This is a genomic window from Elusimicrobiota bacterium (assembly GCA_016218575.1).
Classification (GTDB): domain Bacteria; phylum Elusimicrobiota; class Elusimicrobia; order UBA1565; family UBA9628; genus JACRDN01.
Window position 1 is genome coordinate 180401 of record JACRDN010000017.1, and the last position, 19906, is coordinate 200306.

The following is a 19906-nucleotide window of genomic DNA, read 5'->3' on the forward strand; positions in this document are numbered from 1 at the left end:
CCTAGAAAGAATCGCCTTCCAGACTTTTCTCGAAGCCTTCATGGTCGACAACCTGTACGATCGAGATCATGTCGGTGTGGTCGATCCCGCAGAGCTGGTTGCACAAAAGAGTGTATTGGCCGATTTTCGTCGGAGTGAGGATGAGGGGGATGACCTTGCCGGGCACTGCGTCCTGTTTGACGCGGAATTCCGGCACCCAGAAGGAGTGCACGACGTCCTTGGAGGTGAGGATGATTCGGTGCCGCTTGCCGCGCTCCATGACGAGCGCAGAGCCGTAGGTTTTGTACTGAGGGTAATAAAACTCCCAGCTGAACCTTTCGGCGCGGACCTCTATGTCGATGTCTGCTTCTGGATTGCCGATGAGCGCGCGCAACTCTTTTGCGCCCAAAGCTGCCAGACCCAAGGTCAGGGCGACGCTGACGAGAATCCAGGCGGCTTCGACCAAATGCCCGCGGCTGCTCTCAAACCGCGCTCCCTGCTCCTCGCGCCGGTTCGCGCGAAAGGCCCATAGACAGTAAAGGATGAAGGCGACGATGAGAGCGTAGATCGCGCCTTCGACGATCAAAAGCCCGTTCCATATCGAATCCACATAGGCCGCCTGCGCCGAGGCTGCCTCGGGCATCATGGGAAATCGAGTGAACAAGGCGTAGAGCCCCCATGAGATGAGGGCTCCGGTTGCGGCAATGACTGGGACGGCTGATTTTCTTTTCATGCACCTGCCTCCAGGAGCCGCAGAGCGTCGCGCGCCAAGGCGGCGTTGTCTAAAGCGCTCAAGCCGTCGTAAAAGCCGCGAATGGCCCCTTTGCGGTCAACGAGCACGAAACGAGTGCTGTGCGTGACGCGATTCTCCGGAGGGGCTTGGGGATCGACCGACATGTGTTGACGAAAGCCCGCGAAGAGAAGGCGGTAAGTCTCCGTAGTCGTGCCGCGCAGAAACAGCCAGCGGGGAGTTCTCGCGCCGAAGGCCGCAGCGTACTGGCGCAGACGCGAAGGCGTATCGCCTTCAGGATCCACGGTGATGGTTAAGAGGCGCACCTGGGGCGGAAGTTTCCTTGAAAGCTCCGCCATGCGCTGGGAGAGCAGCGGGCAGGGGCCGCCGCAGCGGGTGAAGATGAAATCCACGACCCACACGCTACCGAGCATGTCGGCGCGGCTAAACGGCGTTTCAGTCCTGGGGCCGACCGCCGTCATCGTAAAATCGGGCAGGACGGCCAAGACCTCCGGCAGGCGAAGGCCCCTGCCGCAGGCCGCCGCCAGCATCAATGCCGCTAGAGGCAATATTTTTTTCAAAGCGCTCAGAGCCTCCGGAAGGTCAGGTCTGGGAATATCCCAACCAGCAGGATCATCACCGCGAGCACTCCCGCGCCCAGAATGACCCAAGTCAGAGCCCGTTCGCGGCGGAGTCCCATGTAGTAGAAACCAATCAGGCTCGCCTTGAGAGAGGCGATGATGACGGCGATGGAGATGGCCATCAATCGGCCGTTGCGCCCCAGCATGCCGGCCGCGAGCGTGGCGGCCGTCAGGGCGAGGAGAGCGACATATACGGCGAGGCTGATGCCGTCTTCCGACTCCGTTTCGTTGATAGGCTGGTTCATGAAATGTTCCCTCTTATATCAGGTAGAACAGCGGAAAAAGAAAAACCCAGACGACATCGACAAAATGCCAGTAGATTCCCGCGTATTCGGCCTTGCGCGCCAGAACTTCGGCGGGGGCGTTATCTGGCACCGAGAGCACAACGGAGTTCCAGACCAGACCGACCACGACGTGCAGGGCGTGCAGGCTCGTCATGAGATAGTAATAGGAAAGGAATATCGAAAGCCCGGGGTTGGCCTTGGCGAGTTCGGAACCAGGGTAGTACCCATGAGATATCTTGAGGGAGTATTCGCAAGCTTTGACCGCAAGAAAGCCGGCGCCGAGCAGGATCGTCGCTATGAGATTGGCGCGGAATCGCGCGCGGTTGCCGCGCTGCGCGCCCAAGATGGCCCGCACCATGGTGTAAGAACTTGTCAGGAGGAGAACGGTGTTGAGCGCGGCCAGCGTCAACCCCGGCAGGTGTCCGGCCTCGGGCCAAGCGCTCACACCCAGCGCGCAGTCGGCGTTGCCCAGCCGCGTGCTGACGTAGGAAGCGAAGAATGCTCCAAACAGCATGATCTCCGAAAGAATAAAAAGCCAAAGCCCCAGCCTGCCGGCATCTGCCTCGCTCCATGATGACTCTTCAGTGGCGGCCGCGATCTCCATGGAATTCCTCCCTAGATGTGTTCCATATTGGGATAAGGGTGTTTTTGCAAGGCTTTAGCCATGTCGGCCAACGTCGTTTGCCCCAGCTCGTTGCGCACCCTTTCTTCTTTCTCCCGTAGCGGGCAATAAACCTCGCAACGGGGCCCGTCGCAGCGGCGCGCCGGATAAAAAACGCAAAGCTCCCTCCAGTAACTTCCCTCGCAGGCCTCGATAATGGCTAAGAGGGATATTTCTTCGGGAGGTCGAGCCAAGACGACTCCTCCGTCGGGTCCCTTCTTGGATCGAGCGATGCCGGCTTTGACGCACTGCGCCAGGATCTTGGAGAGAAAGCTCTTCGGGATTTCCTGTTCCTGCGCCAAGGTTCGCACCGATGTAGGCGCCGAATCCGAGGCGTTCAATGACAGGGCCAGCCGGGCCAAGGCGGCTATGGCGTACTCGCCCGTTCGCGTTAAATTAAGGCATCTTGCCATTAGTGGATATTGGCGGTCCTTTAAGTCCGCCACTGACTTTGTCGCAACGATTCCGCCAGCAGGGCGCCTTACCCGGCGAGCCGCGGACCTTCCTGGGAGCGGTGGCATTATCAGCGTCTTATATTGGTAGAATCGATGTCGAATTCAGGCAAGAAATCGGAGGTGCTATCGTGGCGAACTTGAACAAGGTCATGCTGATCGGGCGTCTTACCCGCGATCCAGAGGTGAAGTCGTTTGCCAACGGCGGTAAGGTCGCCAATATCGGCTTTGCCGTCAACAATCGGAGGAAGAGCCCGGAGACCGGCCAATGGGAGGATGTTCCCGTCTGGGTGGACCTGAAGGCCTTTAACCGCGAATCGGGGCGCAAGTTGGCCGACCTCGCGCAACAGCATCTTCGCAAGGGCCAGCAAGTCTATATAGAGGGGCATCTGGTGCTCGAGGAGTGGACGGGCAAGGAAGACGGAAAGAAGCAGTCGAAGATGCGGATTGTCGTCGATGACATGCAGTTCTTGGAGAGACGCGAGGACAGCGGAGGCCGCGGCGCGCCGTCTTCGCAGGAGGCTCTGGCGAAGGGTCCGGACTCCGGCGACGGGGGCATTGAAGAGGTTCCTTTCTAATCCATTCCACCCGCGTGGCCATCTCAACGATAGAATTCTCGAAAAGAGACGCGAAGAGCTTGTCCTCGAGGATATCGCGCAAGGCCCGCTCCGGGATGGAGCGCGACGGGGCGGTCGCGTTCGGCAACCTGTTCCCGCTGCGCCTGCTCGAGAGGCATCGGCACTTGTTCATGCTTGCTCCGGCCGCCCGCCGCCGTCTGTGGCTGGCTCCATGAAGCCTTTTATTTTTGGATGGGAGGGGGACGGCGGGCTCGGCGAAAGGCTGATTCAAGACATTCATGCGGCTTCCGCGGCCAAAGTAAGCTCCTCGCGATCATGGTAGAGATGCCGCAGCCGGGAGAGTCTGCAGCGCGCGCGGACTTCGCCGCAGCGCCGCGCCAGGGTCAATGGATCGAGCCGCCCGAACTTAAGGTTGACCACCAGCCGGCGGCACCAGCGGTGCTTGAGCCAGCGCCCCACCAGACCCAGGACGCGATCGGGGTCCTCGACCATGTCGCAGAAAAGCCAGTCGACAGAGCACTCCGGTTCGAAAGAGAAAGCGTCGGACTCGAGATGGCGGATTTCCGGGTGCAGCGCCCCGCCCTTGAGCGGGCCGTTGTCCACCGCGCAGACCCGCGCGCCGCGCTTGGCGGCGCTGTAACTCCAGCCGCCGGGGGCCGCGCCGAGGTCCACCACGGTCTCTCCGGGAGCGGGCTCTTGGGCGAGCAAGCCGTAGGCTTCCTCGATCTTTAGGTATGAGCGCGAGGGCGCGCGGGGGTCGTCGGCCATGCGCCGCTGGCCGCCGCAGACTGCCTCGCGCGCGATAAAGGCCGCGTCGAATGCTGTCAGATAGATGAAGAGGCCCCTCGCTGGGCCGATGCGAGGGCGCCCCGGGACCGCGAGCTTGGCCACTCGTGACATGCGCGCCCTGATCCTTGCCAGAGCCTCCTCGGCCACTCCCTTTGTCCGGCGCCCAAGCCCCGGCAAGCCGGCGGACTCCGCGACGAAGGGCCAGGGGGTCTCGAAACGTTCCCGGCGCACGGAAGCGAGGAAAAAGTCGGCAATGCCTCCGGCCAGGGCGTTCAGCGAGGCGCCGCCTGCCGCGGCAGGCTCGCGCAGGCAGAGGTGGGTGAAGCATTGTTCTCCAGCCGCCTCAGGCCCCGCGACCCAGCCAGGCCCGCTCCGCTGCGGCTTGGTGCCGAGTTCTTTGGCCGCGAAGGTCTCATATCCGGCCTGGCAGATGTGCAGCATCATTCCATATATATGAGCATATTCTCCTATAACTATTGATTCCATTTTTTTAGAAATGGTACCATCAATCGAATGTTGAACGTCTCCCTCTCGCTTCTCCTTGTCGGCGCCCTGATCAGCGCTTTGGCATGGCGGCGACCAGGGATTGCGTCCGCGGCATACCTGGCCGCCTTGGTCACCGGCTGTCTGGCCGGCTTGGCGGCCGTCATGGCAAGCGCCTCGCCTGAAACCTCCGTCCCGTGGTCCCTGCCCTCGGCGCGCCTGGTTTTTTGCCTCGATGGGCTGTCCTCCTTTTTCCTTCTTGCCGTGCTCATCGTCTGCCTGCTATCGGGAATCTACGGCGAGGCTTATATTCGCCGTTCGCAGACCCTGTCTTCAAGCAGGTCGGCTAGGCCTTTGTTCCTTTTGCTGACCGCGGCCCTGGCCGCGGTCGTCTGCGCGAAAAATGCCGTTCTTTTCCTGTTCGCCTGGGAAGTGATGGCCTTGGCCAGCTTCTTTCTCATCGTCATCGAAGACGAGCATGCCGAGGTGCGTCGCGCGGGTTTCCTCTATTTCGTCTGCACCCACACCGCGACCTTGGCCCTGTTCATTCTTTTCTCGGTGCTGGGGCATGCCGCCGGGACTTTGGATTTTGACGCGATCCGAGGCGCCATGCCCCCTAGCGCGAGGCAGTCCGGACTGCTGCTGTCGCTCGCCTTTATCGGATTCGGCGTGAAGGCGGGCATTGCTCCTTTTCATGTCTGGCTGCAGGAGGCCCACCCTGCCGCGCCCAGCCATGTGTCGGCCGTCATGTCGGGAGTGGTCATCAAGGTCGGGATTTACGGTTTCCTCCGGCTGATCTGGATGCTGCGCTCCGTGCCGGACTTTTGGGCGGTCGCCTTGATCCTGGCCGGAGTGGCGTCCGGCGTCGGCGGCGTTCTTTTCGCCCTCGCGCAGCACGATTTGAAGCGCCTCTTGGCCTATCACAGCGTCGAGAACATCGGCATCATCTCTCTGGGGCTCGGCTTGGGCTGCCTGGGTCTTTCGCGCCAGCGGCCGGGGCTCGCGCTCCTGGGATTTACGGGCGCGATCCTTCACACGCTTAATCACGCTCTCTTTAAATCCCTGCTCTTTCTCGGCAGCGGGGCCTTCTATCAAGCTCTGGGCACGCGGAACATCGAGGCCGGAGGCGGGCTGCTTAAGGCGATGCCATGGACCTCGACACTGTCCTTGGTCGCGGCGGCGGCGATCTCAGGCATACCGCCCCTCAACGGTTTCATCAGCGAGTGGCTCGTTTACATGGCGGCGGCCTCGGCCCTGAACATCGGCGGGGCGGGGCTTGCCGCCGCCTCTATCGGGGGGCTGGCCCTCATCGGCGGCTTGGCGCTGGCGTGCTTTACGAAAGCGTATGGGACCCTGTGTTTGGGAGCGCCCAGGACCGATGCCGCGCGAGCGGCGAAAGAGGCCGCCCCGGCGATGATCCTTCCCATGGCGGCGCTTGCCGCGCTCTGCGTCTTCATCGGCCTTTATCCGGCTCCCGCTCTCCGGCTGGCCGCAAGGGCGTCCGCCGTGGTCTGCGGCGTCTCCTTGGAATCGGCCCGCCTCGCGTTGAGCGGCTTTGCCGAAAACGTCCGGCTGATCGGCCTCGTCGGCGCGGGCGTCATCGCCCTCGGCGCCGTCCTGGCGCTCTGGCGGCTTCTGCTCCTCGGAGACCGGGTGACTTCGGGGACGACGTGGGGCTGCGGCTTCACAGCACCCGCGCCGCGCATGCAGTACACGGCCTCCTCTTTCGCCCAGCCGCTCACAAGCGCCTTCGCGCGCGTGCTCGGCGCCCACGCGCGCCACCAAGCCCCGGCGGGCTACTGGCCCGAGCGAGCCGGGTTTTCGACGCACACGGAGGATCGGATTCTGGACGGGCTCTTGACGCCTCTGGGCTCCGCCGCGGTGAGCGCGCTCGCATGGGCCAAGCGTCGTCAGCGCAGCCGCCTGCAATATTACATGCTGGCCGTGGCGCTGTTTCTGCTGGCGCTGCTGGCATGGAAGCTTTAGCGAAGATAAACCCATGGACATAAGCCTGCGCGACGCCGCCAAGATGCTCAACGTCTCCGAGTCCACGCTTTCAAGATGGATCAACGAGGAATGCCTGCCGGCCTTCATGATCAACGGCCACTACCGGTTCAACCGCGTTGACCTGCTGGAGTGGGCGAATCATCGCAAGATCCCGGCGGCGGCGCTTTACCGCTTGTCCGAATCCGCGGACGCCCCCTGCCAACTCGCTTCGTTGCTGGAGGGAAACATCCACTACGACGTTCCAGGCGACGACAAGAAGGCCGTGATCGCGGCGGTGGCGGAGCGTCTGCCTCTGGCGAGTGTCGGCGACAAGGCCCTGGCGGCGCAGGCGCTTTGGGACCGGGAGGCCAAGGGAGCGACGATCATCGATGGCATCGCCATCCCGCATGCGCGCAGTCCCCTCGTCTTCCGCGTGGACCGGCCCGCCCTGTCTCTTTGTTTTCTAAAGAAGCCGGTGTCGTTCGAATCGCAGGGCGCCGCCCCGGTTCGGGTCGTCTGGACTCTGGTGAGCCCCACCGTTCGCGCTCATCTCGCCATCCTCGCCAAGGTCGCCTCCGCCCTGCATGACGCCGAATTTAGGCGCCTGCTCGACAAGCCCGCTCCCGAGACGGAGCTTCTTGCCTGCGCGAGGCGGATGCCATGACTTTCCTTTTGGCCGCCGTGCTCTCCGTGAGCCTCGCGGCGGTCCTTTCCGGCTTGTTTTCCCGCTCCGGTGCTTGGGCGCGAGCCATCGTCATCGCGGGCTTGGGGGCGGGGGGGGCCTTCGGCGGATCGCTTGCCTGGACGGTGCTCCATGGGCGCAAGGTGCCGGAGCTGGCCTGGGCTTGGCCTATTCCGGGAGCGGTGTTCCACCTCGGCGTCGATTCCCTCTCCGCCTGCTTTCTTTTGCTCGTGCTGATCGTAGGCTGCTGCGCCGGAATCTACGGCGAGGGCTACATCGCGGCCTCGCGCGGGCACGTCCCGGCGGTGCCCGCCCGCTTTTTCTTTCTCGTCCTGGTGGCCGCTATGGCGCTTTTGGTCGGCGCCCGCAACGCCCTCTTGTTCATGGTCGCCTGGGAGACGATGGCTCTCTCGGCCTTCGGCCTGGTTTCCTGCGAACACGGCAGACCGGAGGTCCGCAAGGCCGGGTTGCTGTATCTCCTGTGCGCGCACGTGGGCTCGCTTTGCCTGCTGGGCTTGTTCGCGCTCCTGGGACGCAACGCCGGCTCGCTCGAGTTCGCCGCCTTCGCCACCGCTCCGGCGCTGCCCGCCGCGGAGCGGGCGGCGGTTTTCCTGCTCGCCCTGATCGGCTTTGGCATGAAGGCGGGCTTCATGCCGCTGCATGTCTGGCTTCAGGAAGCCCATCCCGCCGCCCCGAGCCACGCCTCCGCCGCCATGTCGGGCGTCATGATCGAGATGGGCATCTACGGCCTCTTGCGCCTTCTCATGATCCTGGGGCCCGTTTCGAAGGCCGCTGCGCTCGCGCTCGTAGCGCTCGGATTGATTACGGCGGTGTTCGGCATCATGTTCGCGATGGCGCAACGCGACCTCAAGCGCCTCCTGGCCTACAGCAGCATCGAGAACATCGGGATCATCCTGGCGGGAGGGGGCCTAGGCTGCTACGGCTTGGCCGTCGGCAGCCCGGCGCTCGCCTTGCTCGGCTTTTCGGGAGCCATCCTCCACACGCTCAACCACGGGCTGTTCAAGTCGCTTTTATTCCTCTCGGCGGGCGCTATCTACCAGGCGGTGGGCACTAGGGACATCGAGGCTTACGGAGGTCTTCAAAAGCGGATGCCCTGGACCTGCGTCCTGACGGCGATCGGAGCCGCTGCCATCTGCGGCCTGCCGCCGCTCAACGGGTTCATCGGGGAGTGGTTGATCTACAGCTGGCTGTTAAGACCCGATGCCGGGCACGGCATGCTCTGGACATCCCTGGCCGCGGCCGCCCTCGCGGCGGTCGGGGCCTTCGCCGTCGTGGCGTTTACCAAGGGCTACGGCTTGACCTGCCTGGGCCAGCCCCGCTCCGAGGAGGCTCGCCGCGCCCGCGAACCCGCCTGGATCATGCTGGGCCCCATGGCGTTCTTGGCGGCGCTTTGCGTCGGGATCGGCGTATTTCCGGGCCCGGCGCTGGGAGTCGCGTTTGCGGCGGCCGGAGAGGTCGGTCGGATCGAGCCAGCGCTGCTCTGCGCGGGCCTGGACCAGTGGTCGCGCCTGCTCGGGGTGGTCGGGCTGATGGGCGCGGGCGTGTGCGCGCTCAGCGCGCTGTTCTGGCTGTTGCGGCGCTCGCTTTTGGCCCGACGCCGGGTCGCTTGCGGGCCGACGTGGGGCTGCGGCTTCACCGCCCCGACGCCGCGCATGCAATATACGGGTTCGTCCTATCCCGCGCCTCTGGCGAGGGTCTTGGCCGGGCTCCTGGGCACGCGCGAGGAGGTCCATCCGCCCCTCGGGTACTGGCCGGCCAAGGTTGCCTTCGAAAGCAGCACGCCTGACCCGGCGCTCGAGCGCTGGCTGCCGGTTTTGGCGGCGCGATTGGTGGACTGGCTGTCGGTGCCGAGGCGGCTTCAGCATGGGCGATTGCAGCTCTATCTCTTGTATGTCTCGGCCTTTCTCGTAGTCATTCTCTTATGGAAACTCTAAAGCTCGTCGCGTCTTATCTCACGATCGTGCTGCTGGTGCCGCCAGTCATGCTCGGGATCATCAACAAGACGAAAGCCGCGGTCGCGGGGCGCAAGGGTCCGCCGGTCTTGCAGCCGCTCCATGACACGATCAAGCTCCTGGGCAAGGGGGCGGTTTATAGCGAAACGACGACCTGGGTGTTCCGCCTTGGCCCCGTCGTTTCGCTCTCCGCCGCCATCGCGGCGGCTTGTTTGGTTCCGCTGGCCGGCGCCCCGCTGGTCTCCTTCAATGGCGACGCGATCCTCTTCGCCTATCTGTTCGCGCTGGGCCGTTTCGTCACGGTGGCTGCGGCCCTGGACACCGGATCGAGCTTCGAGGGCATGGGCGCAAGCCGCGAAGTGGCCTTCGCCAGCCTCGCCGAGCCGGCGCTGATCCTGGCCTTCGCCAGCCTCGCGTACCGCGCCGGAGAGCTCTCCCTGGCTCGCATGTTCGCGCCCCACGGCGGCCCCAGCGCCGCGGCGAGCACTCTCCTGGCCCTCGGCAGCCTATTCGTGGTGCTGCTGGCGGAGAACTCCAGAATTCCCATCGACGATCCGAACACGCACCTCGAGTTGACGATGATCCACGAGGTCATGGTCTTGGATCACGGCGGGCCGGATTTGGCCTTCATCCTTCATGGCGCGGGGCTTAAGCTCGTGCTGATGACGAGCCTGCTCGTGCGCCTGATCCTGCCGGAGATCCCGCTGTTGGGCGCTGCGGGCTCGCTCCTGATCGGTCTGGCCGCCGCGGCGGCGGCGATAGGCTTGGTGGAATCGAGCATGGCGCGGCTGCGGCTGGTCAGGGTGCCTCAGCTGTTGGTGGCCGCGATCTGCGCCGCGGCGTTCGGGCTCATCTTGACCTTGAGATAGCGGCATGGAACAGCTCTCCCAACTCATCCTTGCCTTCATCGTCTTCCTGAGTCTGTACCTGCTGGGCTCCTCCTCTCTGACGGGCTGCATCAAGATCGTGGCGCTGCAAGGGATGTGCCTGGGGCTCTTGCCCTTGACCATCCACGCGGGAGGGTTCCATCCCCGGGCCCTCCTGCTTGCCTCTGGAATGTTCATCCTGAAAGGCATGGTGATTCCGCGCATCTTGATGTACGCGATCCGCGAGGTCAAGATCCGGCGCGAGGTAGGGCCGATGGTGGGGTACACCCCGTCGCTGCTGCTCGGAGCGGCCCTCATCGGCGTGTCCTTCGTTCTCGCCGAGCGCCTTCCCGTGCCGCCCGGCCTTCGGACGAGCCTTCTGATCCCCGTTTCGCTCTCCACCGTCATGATGGGAATGTTGATGATGATCAGCCGGATCAAGGCGGTGACCCAGGTCATCGGCTACCTCGTCTTTGAGAACGGCATCTATCTTTTCGGCCTGGCGATCTCCTACGAGATTCCCTGGCTCATCGAGATGGGAGTCCTGCTCGATGTCTTCGTCGCCGTGTTCGTCATGGGAATCGTCATCAACCACATCGCGAGGGCCTTCGATTCCATAAGCACCGAGAAACTGACGAGGCTGAGCGACTAGATGCTGCAGTCAATTCCATTGCCGCATCTGTGCCGAGCCCGGAGGGTCGAGGCCTAGATGCCGATTTACTTACTCCTTGTAGGCATACCCGTCCTCATCGGTCTGGCGGCGCTTGCCATTAGCAGCGATGAGCGCCGGCCGTGGATTCTTCCCTTCGGCTTTACCGTCCACGCCGCGGCCGTCTCCGCCTGCTGGAAGAGCCTTCCGCCGGCCGCCGCCTCCGGCTGGTTCTACATCGACCAGCTCGACTTGGTGGTCCTGAGCCTGTCGAGCGCGCTGTTCGTCATCTGCTCGATTTACTGCCTGGAGTATTTGCGCCTGCGCAAGGACAGGCATAACCGCCTCTTCACGGCGTGCCTCTCCTTCATCCTGGCCGCCGTAACGCTGGTGTGCGTGAGCCGCCACATGGGACTCCTCTGGGTGGGGATGGAAGCGGCGACGCTGGCCGCAGCACCGCTGGTTCATTTCAACCACAACGAGCGATCCCTGGAGGCGACCTGGAAGTACCTCATGATGGGCTCGCTCGGCATCGGACTGGCCCTCCTCGGGACCTTCTTCCTCGCTCTCTCGGCCCTGCCTTACCAGGGGCCCGGCGACCCGCTCGTCATCGACACGTTGCTCTCCAGGGCCGGGACGCTGTCGGTGCCGTGGCTTAAGGGGGCGTTTATTTTCCTGTTGGTGGGCTACGGAACGAAAATGGGCCTGGCACCTCTTCATTCTTGGAAGCCGGATACCTATGGCGAGGCGCCGGGCGTGGCGGGCGTTATACTGGCGGGGGTCGTCACCAGCACGGCGTTTCTCGGGATACTGAGGGCGTTCCAGGTCTGCGCCGCGGCCGGGCTGGCCGATTTCGCGCGAGATCTGCTCGTTTTGATGGGCCTGCTCTCCATCGCGACGGCGGCCGCGTTCATCATAGGCCAGCGCGATTTTAAGAGGATGCTGGCTTACTCCAGCGTGGAGCACATGGGCATACTGGCCCTCGGCGTGGGTCTGGGCCCGGCGGGGAGCTCGGCGGCGCTCCTCCACCTCATCAACAATGGCCTCACCAAGGGCGTCCTGTTCCTCGCTGCCGGCAACATCCACCGCGCCTTCGGCGGAAAGACCATGGATCACGCGCGCGGCGCGCTGCGCCGCGCGCCGATCTCCGCGACGCTATTCCTTCTGGGCTTCGTGGCGATCACGGGATCCCCGCCCTTCGCCCCGTTTGTCAGCGAGTTTTCCATATTGCGCGCGGCCGTCAACGGCGGCCGTCTCGGCGTGGCCATCGGCTTTGTCGCTTTGCTCGCCGTCATCTTCATCGGCATGGCCACGACCGTCCTTTCGGTCGTCTACGGCGTGCCGCCGGACAAGGAGTCCAAGCAGGCCGCGCGGGGCGATTCCCCGCTGTTGGTGGCGGCCCCCATGGCCTTCATGGCTGGCGTCGTCTTTCTCGGCCTGTGGCTGCCGGGCTGGCTCACCTCGGTCCTCGGCGACGCCGCGCGGCTTCTCAACGGGAGCCAGCCATGAGCCCGACATCTCGCTTCGCGTCGATCAGGAACGGCGAGTCGGTCGCCGTCTCGAAGGTTCCGGTCGTGCCCATCGAGGATTTCCGGTCCGGCATCCTCAAGATGGCCGCGGCCAAGCACCGCCTCTGCGCGCTATTTTGCCAGGCCAATGGCGGGCGCGCGCCCGCCGGCCTGTTCGCGGCGCTGGCCGACGACCTCGGCGGCAAATTGTATCTCGCGGCGTCTGAGCCGGCGGCGAGCTACCCCTCCCTGACGCCCGACCTGCCCCAGGCGCATCTTTTCGAGCGGGAGATCCACGAAAATTCCGGCGTGGTTCCGGAGGGCCATCCCTGGCTTAAGCCCGTGCGCCGCGCCTTGCCGGACAAGGTCCCGTTCTTCCAGGAACAGGGGGACGAGGTGCACGAGGTGGCCGTGGGCCCGATCCACGCCGGTATCATCGAGCCGGGGCATTTCCGGTTCCAGTGCCACGGAGAAACGGTGCACCATCTTGAGATACAGCTTGGCTATCAGCACCGCGGAGCGGAGCGCCTGCTGGGCGAGGGGCCGGACCGCCGTTCGCTTTCGGTCGCCGAGTCCATCTGCGGCGACACGGCCGTGGCCCACGCCTGGGCGCATTGCATGCTTTGCGAGGCGCTTGCCGGGACGTCGGTGAGCCTGCGGGCCGAGGCGCTGCGGGCCGTCGCCTTGGAGACAGAGCGGCTTTCCAACCACATCGGGGATCTCGGCGCGATCAGCAACGACATCGGCTACCTGCCGGCCACGGCCTATTTCGGCCGCATGCGCGGCGAGTTCCTGAACATGCTGCTGCTGGTGTGCGGAAATCGCTACGGGAAAGGCATGCTCAAGCCGGGCGGCGCGATTTTCGACATCCCGGACGGCATGCGGGTCAAGATGCTCGAGACGGTGAGGCGCTCCGTGGCGCAGGTCAAAGAGGTCGCGGACATGTTCTTCGGCGAGCCCTCCGTCATTTCCCGCCTCGAGGACACGGGAACGGTGTCCAGGAAGGTTTGCGAGGATCTGGGGCTCGTCGGCGTCTGCGCCCGCGCGGCCGGAGTGGATCGCGACGCGCGGCAGGACCACCCTTTCGGGTTTTTTCGCTTCAGGCACATCCCGGTCATCAAGCTCGACTCTGGCGACGTCTTTGCCCGAGCGATGGTGCGTTTCCTGGAGGCGCAGAGATCCCTTGAGTTTCTGGGCTCGCTCTTGCAGCATCTTCCGGAGGGAGGCGCTGTAAGTCCGTGCGGGGCCTTGGCGGGCGGGCGGGTGTCGGTTTCCCTGGTCGAAGGCTGGCGCGGCGAGGTCTGCCACGTGGCCAAGACCCGGGGAGACGGCCGATTCGAGTGGTACAAGGTCGTCGATCCATCCTTCCATAATTGGATGGGGTTGGCGATGGCCTTGCGCGGGGGGGAAATCTCCGATTTTCCTCTCTGCAACAAGAGCTTCAATCTCTCCTACGCGGGGCACGACTTGTAGAACCCATGATCGATATCCTCAAGAACCGTCTTAAGCAAGGCTATCGGACGTCGGATTTCCCGGACGGGGACCCCGGCCTTCCGGAGCGCTTCCGGGGAAGGCCGCTGATCCGCCGGGAGCTCTGCGCCGCGGGTTGCGCGGCCTGCATAGACGCCTGCCCTACGTCGGCGCTTGAGACGCGCCAAGCCGACGCCAAGGAGGGCGGCCAGAGGGATTTCCTCGCCCTTGATCTGGGCCGCTGCCTTTTCTGCGCCGAGTGCACCGCGGCCTGCCCGGAGGGGGCCGTCGCTTTCACCAAGGACCATCGCCTGGCGGCCAGCCGCCGGGAGGACTTGCTCGTGACCGGTGACGAGGCGAAGCTGGCCGATTCTTTGGGGGCGGAGATGCGGCGGCTCTTCGGGCGTTCGCTGAAGCTTCGGCAGGTCAGCGCCGGCGGCTGCAGCGCCTGCGAGGCGGAGCTGGCCGCGCTCGGCAACGTCGTCTTCGATCTCGGGCGCTTCGGTATACAGTTCGTGGCCTCGCCCCGCCACGCCGACGGCCTCGTCATCACCGGACCGGTGACCCGCAACATGAGCCAGGCCCTGCGCATCGCCTACGAGGCAGTTCCGCCTCCGCGCCTGGTGATCGCCGTCGGCGCCTGCGGCATCAGCGGCGGGCCTTTCGTCGGTTCAGAGGACCATCTCGGAGGGGCGGCCGCGGTGGTGCCGGTGGATCTCTTCATCCCGGGCTGTCCGCCGCATCCGGTGACCATCCTGGACGGGCTTCTTAGGCTGCTGGGGCGGCTGTGAAGGATGCTGGGAGATGCTTGCTCAGACTCTGGCCAGATGCGCCAGCACCTCGTTGCTCTCCGCGAGCTTCTTGCGTAGAATTTCCGCGATCGGCCTCAGGACGCTGAATATTTCGCGATCGCGGACAAAGTAGTAGACCGTCACTTTTTCCTGGCGCGAAGAGAGGATTCCGGCTTGCCGCAGGATGGCCAGGTGCTTGGAGAGACCCGACTGCTCCACCCCCAGCTCCCTCACCATCTCGCCCACGGAGGATTCCTTGTTCTTCAAGTATTCGATGACCTCGAGACGAACGGGGTGGGCCAGGGACTTGAGGAAGTCCGCCTTGATCCTGAAGACCAGCTCTTCATTGTTCGGCACAGTATCTCTACTTGATTATATTTTCAAGATAGCATAAAACAGTTCTTGAGTCAACGCGCCTCTCTGGCCGCTTCGTTGCGCGAGAAATAAGCATGTTTGAGATTCGCTTCCATGGCCGCGGCGGCCAAGGAACGGTGCTGGCAGCCAAGATCCTGGCCGAGGCGGTCTTGCGCCAAGGGGAGAAGCAGTGCCTGGCCATTCCCGAGTTCGGGGTGGAGCGCCGCGGGGCTCCCGTCGCCGCCTACGCCCGCCTGAGCGATAAGCCCATCCTCGTGCGCACCCGCATCTACGAGCCGGATGCCTTGGTCGTGCTCGACCCGACCTTGTACGCCTCGGACATCCTCAAGGGACTCAAGCCCGGCGGCTTGGTGCTCACCAACGCCGAGAGCGCGTCCCTGCCGCTCCTGGCCGCGCGCGCGCCTGGGCTGTGCTGGGTGGGGGTGCCGGCCCTGCGCATCGCGCGGGAGCTCAAGCTGGGCTCGGCCGCCAACCCCGTCGTCAACACGGCCATGTGCGGCGCCGCGGCCGCGGTTTTAAAGCTTTGCGCGCTCGAGCCTCTGCTCTTCTGCGTGCGCGAGGCGGTGCCGGCCAAGGCGGAGGAGAACGCCGAGGCGGCGCGGCGCGCCTACGATTTCGTCCTGGGGGCGCGGCATGCCTTTTCTTGAAGGCGATCCCAAGTCGTTTCCGCGCGTCATCATCTCGGACGGGTCGATGGCCGACAACCATACCGGCAACTGGCGCACCATGCGCCCGGTCATCCATGCCGAGTCCTGCACTGGCTGCCAAATCTGCTGGAAGTATTGCCCAGAAGCCTGCGTCCGGCTGACGGACAAGGTCCCCATTATCGGCATGGACTACTGCAAAGGCTGCGGGATATGCGTCGAGGAGTGCCCAGCCGGCTGCGTCGAGTTCCTGGCCGAGGCGACGCCATGAAGAAAGTCCTGATGGGCAACCACGCGGCGGCCGTGGCGGCCAAGCTGGCGCGCGTGCAGGTTGCCGCGGGCTACCCGATAACGCCGCAGACCCAGGCCTTCGAGCTTCTGGCGGAGATGAAGGCCTCTGGCGAGTTTGCCGGCCAGTTCATCGCCGCCGAGTCCGAGCACTCGGTCATGGCGGCCATCCTGGGAGCGGCCACGGCCGGAGCGCGGACCTTCACCGCGACCTCCTCCCAAGGCCTGGCGTACATGCACGAGCTTTTGCACTGGGTGGCGGGGGCGCGCCTTCCCGCGGTCATGATCGACGTGAATCGGGCCCTGGCCGCGCCTTGGAACCTTTGGACGGACCAAACCGATTCCTTATCCCAGCGAGACACGGGCTGGATGCAGTTTTACTGCTCGAACAACCAGGAGATCCTCGACACCGTGCTGATGTCCTTCAAGATCGCCGAGCGGGTGATGCTTCCGGCGATGGTGGTGCTCGACGGCTTCACCCTCTCGCACAGCTACGAGCCGGTGGACGTTCCGAGCCAGGAGGACGTCGACGCCTTCCTGCCCCCGTTTAACCCCGAGTTCTCTCTCGACCCGAAGCGGCCCAGGACCTTCGGGGCTCTCGTGGGGCCAAGGGAGTACCTGCGCCTGCGCCGGAGAATGGCCGCGGACATGGCCGAGGCCGAGGACGTCATCGAGGAGGTCGGCCAGGAATTCGGCCGCGCCTTCGGCCGCAGCTACGGCCAGCTCGAGACCTATCGGTGCGAGGACGCCGAGACCGTTCTCGTGACCTCCGGCGCGGTGGGCTCGACCGCCGTGGCCGCGGTGAACGCATTGCGCGAGCGGGGGCTTGCGGCCGGCAACCTGCGCCTGCGGTCATTTAGGCCCTTTCCCGCCAAGGCCTTGCGCGCCTTTGTCCGCCCGGGCCTGCGCTTGGCCGTGGTGGACCGCAATTACTCGCCGGGAGCGGGGGGGATTTTCGCGCAGGAAATCAAGGCCGCGCTCCGCCCGGCCTCGGGCATTTGCGTGCGCGGCACCGTGGCGGGGTTGGGCGGGGGCGACATCACCGTGGAACTCCTGCAGGAAGTTTGGCGGCGCGCGCACGATGCCCCTCTGAGCGCGTCAGAGGCCGAAACCTGGGCGGAGGACTCCAGATGAAGACCTCGATCCCGCCCCAGGAGCTGATGCGCTCCGGGCATCTCGCCTGCCAGGGCTGCGGCGCGACGCTGGCCATGCGCTACGCGCTCAAGGGCCTGGGAGAGAAGACCGTTTTCGTGATTCCGGCCTGCTGTTGGACGATCTTGGCCGGTCCGGCGCCTAAAAGCTCCATAGACCTGCCCGTCCTGCACAGCCCCTTCGCCGCGGCCGCGGCCGCGGCCACCGGGGTCAAGGCCGGGCTTGTCGCCCGCGGCGACCGCGAGACTATGGTCGTGGCCTGGGCCGGCGATGGCGGCACCTTCGACATCGGCCTGCAGGCCCTTTCCGGGGCGGCAGAGCGCGACGAGAACTTCCTTTACGTCTGCTACGACAACGAGGCCTACATGAACACGGGGGTCCAGCGCAGCGGGGGCACCCCCGAGGGCTCGTGGACGATGTCGACGCCCGGCGCCCGCGGCAGCCCCCGCCCCAAGAAGGACTTGGACGCGATCGTCTTGGCCCACCACATCCCCTATTTCGCCACGGCCACGCCGGCCTATGCCGAGGATATGACGCGCAAGTTCGCCAAGGCGCGGGCCGTCAAGGGCTTCCGCTTCATCCGCGTGCTGTCCCCTTGCCCTCCGGGATGGAAGAGCGACCCGAAAGACAGCGTGCGTTTGTCGCGATTGGCGGTTCAAACAGGGTTGTTTCGGCTCTACGAGGTGGAGAACGGTGTTGCCCGCGTCAACGTTCCGGTGCCCAGGCGCAAGCCGGTGGGAGACTACCTGCGCGCCCAAGGCCGCTTCAAGGGTTTGACGCCGGAGATGGAGCAACGGATGCAGCGGGGCGTGGACGCGCTTTGGGATGGAGTGGGGAAATGAAAAATAAAGCCAAGACGAGGCGGTGCGTCGAGTGCCGCTATTGCGAGCTGGAGGCCGATAGCCTGGGCAGGACGCGCAACGTCTGCACGCACCGCCGCAAGCGCGCCCTTCCGGCCAACGTCACCTCCCGCCCTGCCTGCGCCAATTTCAAGCGGCCCCCGCTCGGCGGGCATTGGGGGCCGTAGGCCGGTTTCTTCTAGGAGGATAGATGGAAAAACAGCAAGACGAGCCCCAGGACCGAGTCTCGGAGTTTTTTGAACGGGATCATAGGGAGATAGACGCGCTTTTGGCGGATGTCGCCTTCGACTCCGGCCGGGAGGCCGCAGCCAAATTCGCGGAGTTCGACGCGCGGCTCGAGCGCCATATCCGCTGGGAGGAGAGCATTCTTTTCCCGGCTGTGGCCAGGAACGCTCCGGATTTGGCGATGGGCCCCATTCGGGTCATGAGCATGGAGCATGAGCTGATCCGGGAGGGCAAGACGGGAGCCCTCGCGGCCCTAAACGCATGCGACGCAAAGCGCGCTCGGCAATTCGTGGAAGCGATGGAGAGAGTCTTGCGCGACCACAACTTCAAAGAGGAGCAATTCCTCTATCCCGCTTGCGACAATCTGCTGTCCATGGAGGAACGGCGGATCGTGCTCCAGCAGGTCCGGAGCGGGACGGCTTAATCCCTCGGCCGAGAGGCTTTTTCGTTGCGTGAGGCAATCGCGGAGGGCCGCCATATGGAAATCAAGATCAAGTTTCCCGGAAACAGGCGGGTGTCCGCCGAGGTGAGGGGCTTTACGGTATCCACGGATCAGCCCCGGGAGGCGGGCGGGGACGCGAGCGCGCCCGGGCCGTTTGACCTATTCCTGGCCTCCATCGGGACCTGCGCGGGGATTTTCGCCTTGGGCTTCTGCCAGAAGCGGGGCATCGCCACGGAAGGGCTGGAGCTGGTGGAGACCGCGGACTGGGATGAGGCGGGGCACAGGGTCTGCAAGGTTTCCCTCGAGATCCTCCTCCCGCCGGGATTCCCGGAAAAATATCGAGAGGGCATCGTCAACGCCGTCAATCTTTGCACGGTGAAGAAGCACATCCTCGAGCCCCCCATCTTCCAGACTCGGGCCAACCGGCGCCCTCCGGCTTGACATAGCACCCAGCCCTTTTAAAACAGTATAATCATTTTTTGGAGCAGCGGAGGACGGCGGCCTGGCCCCCGCTGCCAGGGCGATGGAGTTCGCCCCACAACCGCCCGGAAACGGGCTGATGACTCCTACCGAAACGGTAGGGGTCTTTTTTTTGAGGTAAGCATGGATAAGGCGATATGTCTCGGCGCGGGCAGCCTGATGGGGGGGATCGCGCGGTATCTTTTGGCGACCGCCGTTCATTCGCACGCCGGCGCGTCGTTTCCTTACGGCACTCTCGCGGTGAATATCAGCGGCTGTTTCGCGATCGGTCTGTTCGACAGCTGGGCCGGCGCCAAGGGATTGTCGGGGCCGGCCGGCCGCCTGTTTTTCATGACGGGATTCTGCGGAGCGTACACGACATTCTCCACTTTGATTTTCGAAACCGCGTATCTCGTCAACGACGGTCAGTTGTTGCGCGCCTTCGCCAACTACGCCGGAAGCGGCGTCCTGGGGTTTGTTTTCTTCCGGCTCGGCTCTTGGCTGGGAGGCGTAGTTTAGGGCTCGCAGCCCTTAGGAGGGACCATGAAACTAGAAGGTGAGCAGAAGCTGCTGCGTGTGTTCATCGGGGAGCAGGACAAGTGGAACCATGCTCCCCTGTACGAGGCGATCGTCAACGAGGCCCGCCGGCTGGGGATGGCGGGCGCCACCGTGATAAAAGGCTTCCAGGGCTTCGGCTGCAAGGCGCACCTGCATACGGCGAAGCTTCTCGAGCTTTCCTACGATTTGCCGATCGTCATCGAAATCGTGGACGCGGAGGAGCGCATCAAGAAGCTCCTGCCCAAGCTCGACGAGATGATCTCGGAAGGGCTGGTCACGGTCGAGAAGGTCCACGTCTGTCTGTACCGGGCCGACGGCTCCAAGGGCCGCACGAAGAAATCTCCGGCGGAGTAAATAGGGGCCTTATGTCGCAAGCCCTAA

The 19906-nt window shown here is 64.4% G+C and carries 26 protein-coding genes; 19 read left to right on the forward strand and 7 right to left on the reverse strand.

Annotation, left to right across the window (positions count from 1 at the left end):
* Position 1: 1 nt before the first annotated feature.
* The 5 genes from HY921_07360 to HY921_07380 are packed head-to-tail and all read right to left on the reverse strand — an operon-like array spanning position 2 to position 2708.
* Positions 2 to 712, reverse strand: coding sequence for a cytochrome c oxidase subunit II (locus HY921_07360; protein MBI5630684.1), 711 nt, complete (start codon positions 710 to 712; stop codon positions 2 to 4).
* Positions 709 to 1290 carry an SCO family protein gene (locus HY921_07365; GenBank protein ID MBI5630685.1) on the reverse strand — a complete coding sequence of 194 codons (582 nt, stop codon included), beginning with the start codon at positions 1288 to 1290 and terminating at the stop codon, positions 709 to 711. The genes HY921_07360 and HY921_07365 overlap by 4 nt, the downstream gene beginning before the upstream one ends.
* A 5-nt stretch (positions 1291 to 1295) precedes the next feature.
* The gene (locus HY921_07370; protein ID MBI5630686.1) at positions 1296 to 1595 is read right to left on the reverse strand and encodes a cytochrome C oxidase subunit IV family protein; all 300 of its coding nucleotides are present in this window, start codon (positions 1593 to 1595) and stop codon (positions 1296 to 1298) included.
* A gap of 13 nt (positions 1596 to 1608) precedes the next feature.
* The gene (locus HY921_07375; GenBank protein MBI5630687.1) at positions 1609 to 2238 is read right to left on the reverse strand and encodes a heme-copper oxidase subunit III; all 630 of its coding nucleotides are present in this window, start codon (positions 2236 to 2238) and stop codon (positions 1609 to 1611) included.
* Positions 2239 to 2249: 11 nt separating this feature from the next.
* Complete coding sequence (locus HY921_07380; protein ID MBI5630688.1) at positions 2250 to 2708, reverse strand: Rrf2 family transcriptional regulator; 459 nt, start codon at positions 2706 to 2708, stop codon at positions 2250 to 2252.
* A 170-nt stretch (positions 2709 to 2878) separates the two neighbouring features.
* On the opposite strand from HY921_07380, the gene ssb reads away from it, so the two are divergent.
* Together ssb and HY921_07390 are read left to right on the forward strand one after the other, a co-directional pair.
* Positions 2879 to 3325 carry a single-stranded DNA-binding protein gene (ssb, locus tag HY921_07385; protein MBI5630689.1) on the forward strand — a complete coding sequence of 149 codons (447 nt, stop codon included), beginning with the start codon at positions 2879 to 2881 and terminating at the stop codon, positions 3323 to 3325.
* A gap of 14 nt (positions 3326 to 3339) precedes the next feature.
* On the forward strand, positions 3340 to 3540 hold the full coding sequence (locus tag HY921_07390; protein ID MBI5630690.1) for a hypothetical protein: 201 nt from the start codon (positions 3340 to 3342) through the stop codon (positions 3538 to 3540).
* Positions 3541 to 3601: 61 nt separating this feature from the next.
* Here the strand turns inward: HY921_07390 and HY921_07395 are convergent, their stop codons facing one another.
* On the reverse strand, positions 3602 to 4558 hold the full coding sequence (locus HY921_07395) for an rRNA methyltransferase (protein ID MBI5630691.1): 957 nt from the start codon (positions 4556 to 4558) through the stop codon (positions 3602 to 3604).
* Positions 4559 to 4627: 69 nt separating this feature from the next.
* Here HY921_07395 and HY921_07400 point away from each other — a divergent pair, with 69 nt between their 5' ends.
* The 8 genes from HY921_07400 to HY921_07435 are packed head-to-tail and all read left to right on the forward strand — an operon-like array spanning position 4628 to position 14522.
* Positions 4628 to 6583 (forward strand): hypothetical protein, encoded by a 1956-nt coding sequence (locus HY921_07400; protein ID MBI5630692.1) that lies wholly within the window; start codon positions 4628 to 4630, stop codon positions 6581 to 6583.
* Positions 6584 to 6596: 13 nt separating this feature from the next.
* Complete coding sequence (locus HY921_07405; GenBank protein MBI5630693.1) at positions 6597 to 7247, forward strand: PTS sugar transporter subunit IIA; 651 nt, start codon at positions 6597 to 6599, stop codon at positions 7245 to 7247.
* Positions 7244 to 9220, forward strand: coding sequence for a hypothetical protein (locus tag HY921_07410; protein MBI5630694.1), 1977 nt, complete (start codon positions 7244 to 7246; stop codon positions 9218 to 9220). Before HY921_07405 ends, HY921_07410 begins: the two co-directional genes overlap by 4 nt.
* Positions 9208 to 10107, forward strand: coding sequence for an NADH-quinone oxidoreductase subunit H (locus HY921_07415; GenBank protein ID MBI5630695.1), 900 nt, complete (start codon positions 9208 to 9210; stop codon positions 10105 to 10107). The genes HY921_07410 and HY921_07415 overlap by 13 nt, the downstream gene beginning before the upstream one ends.
* Before the next feature lie 4 nt (positions 10108 to 10111).
* Complete coding sequence (locus tag HY921_07420; protein ID MBI5630696.1) at positions 10112 to 10756, forward strand: hydrogenase; 645 nt, start codon at positions 10112 to 10114, stop codon at positions 10754 to 10756.
* Positions 10757 to 10813: 57 nt separating this feature from the next.
* Positions 10814 to 12262, forward strand: coding sequence for a hydrogenase (locus HY921_07425; protein MBI5630697.1), 1449 nt, complete (start codon positions 10814 to 10816; stop codon positions 12260 to 12262).
* Positions 12259 to 13734, forward strand: coding sequence for an NADH-quinone oxidoreductase subunit C (locus HY921_07430; protein MBI5630698.1), 1476 nt, complete (start codon positions 12259 to 12261; stop codon positions 13732 to 13734). Before HY921_07425 ends, HY921_07430 begins: the two co-directional genes overlap by 4 nt.
* 5 nt (positions 13735 to 13739) lie before the next feature.
* Positions 13740 to 14522 carry a 4Fe-4S dicluster domain-containing protein gene (locus tag HY921_07435; protein ID MBI5630699.1) on the forward strand — a complete coding sequence of 261 codons (783 nt, stop codon included), beginning with the start codon at positions 13740 to 13742 and terminating at the stop codon, positions 14520 to 14522.
* A gap of 21 nt (positions 14523 to 14543) precedes the next feature.
* On the opposite strand, the gene HY921_07440 is transcribed toward HY921_07435, so the two are convergent.
* A complete protein-coding gene (locus tag HY921_07440) occupies positions 14544 to 14879 on the reverse strand; it encodes a winged helix-turn-helix transcriptional regulator (GenBank protein MBI5630700.1) in 336 nt (111 codons plus the stop codon).
* Between the two features lie 92 nt (positions 14880 to 14971).
* Between HY921_07440 and HY921_07445 the strand changes: the two genes are divergently transcribed.
* The 9 genes from HY921_07445 (at position 14972) to HY921_07485 (ending at position 19879) form a co-directional block, all read left to right on the forward strand.
* Entirely contained in the window at positions 14972 to 15544 is a 573-nt protein-coding gene (locus HY921_07445; GenBank protein MBI5630701.1) for a 2-oxoacid:acceptor oxidoreductase family protein, read from the forward strand.
* Positions 15531 to 15812: a 4Fe-4S binding protein gene (locus tag HY921_07450; protein MBI5630702.1), complete on the forward strand. Its 282-nt coding sequence runs from the start codon at positions 15531 to 15533 to the stop codon at positions 15810 to 15812. The genes HY921_07445 and HY921_07450 overlap by 14 nt, the downstream gene beginning before the upstream one ends.
* A complete protein-coding gene (gene porA, locus HY921_07455) occupies positions 15809 to 16963 on the forward strand; it encodes a pyruvate ferredoxin oxidoreductase (GenBank protein ID MBI5630703.1) in 1155 nt (384 codons plus the stop codon). Before HY921_07450 ends, porA begins: the two co-directional genes overlap by 4 nt.
* Positions 16960 to 17823: a pyruvate synthase subunit beta gene (locus tag HY921_07460; protein MBI5630704.1), complete on the forward strand. Its 864-nt coding sequence runs from the start codon at positions 16960 to 16962 to the stop codon at positions 17821 to 17823. Before porA ends, HY921_07460 begins: the two co-directional genes overlap by 4 nt.
* On the forward strand, positions 17820 to 18008 hold the full coding sequence (locus HY921_07465) for a hypothetical protein (GenBank protein ID MBI5630705.1): 189 nt from the start codon (positions 17820 to 17822) through the stop codon (positions 18006 to 18008). The genes HY921_07460 and HY921_07465 overlap by 4 nt, the downstream gene beginning before the upstream one ends.
* Before the next feature lie 23 nt (positions 18009 to 18031).
* Positions 18032 to 18490 carry a hemerythrin domain-containing protein gene (locus tag HY921_07470; protein ID MBI5630706.1) on the forward strand — a complete coding sequence of 153 codons (459 nt, stop codon included), beginning with the start codon at positions 18032 to 18034 and terminating at the stop codon, positions 18488 to 18490.
* Positions 18491 to 18544: 54 nt separating this feature from the next.
* A complete protein-coding gene (locus tag HY921_07475) occupies positions 18545 to 18949 on the forward strand; it encodes an OsmC family protein (protein MBI5630707.1) in 405 nt (134 codons plus the stop codon).
* Between the two features lie 162 nt (positions 18950 to 19111).
* Positions 19112 to 19486, forward strand: coding sequence for a fluoride efflux transporter CrcB (gene crcB, locus HY921_07480; protein ID MBI5630708.1), 375 nt, complete (start codon positions 19112 to 19114; stop codon positions 19484 to 19486).
* A 24-nt stretch (positions 19487 to 19510) separates the two neighbouring features.
* Positions 19511 to 19879, forward strand: coding sequence for a DUF190 domain-containing protein (locus HY921_07485; protein ID MBI5630709.1), 369 nt, complete (start codon positions 19511 to 19513; stop codon positions 19877 to 19879).
* Positions 19880 to 19906: the final 27 nt, after the last annotated feature.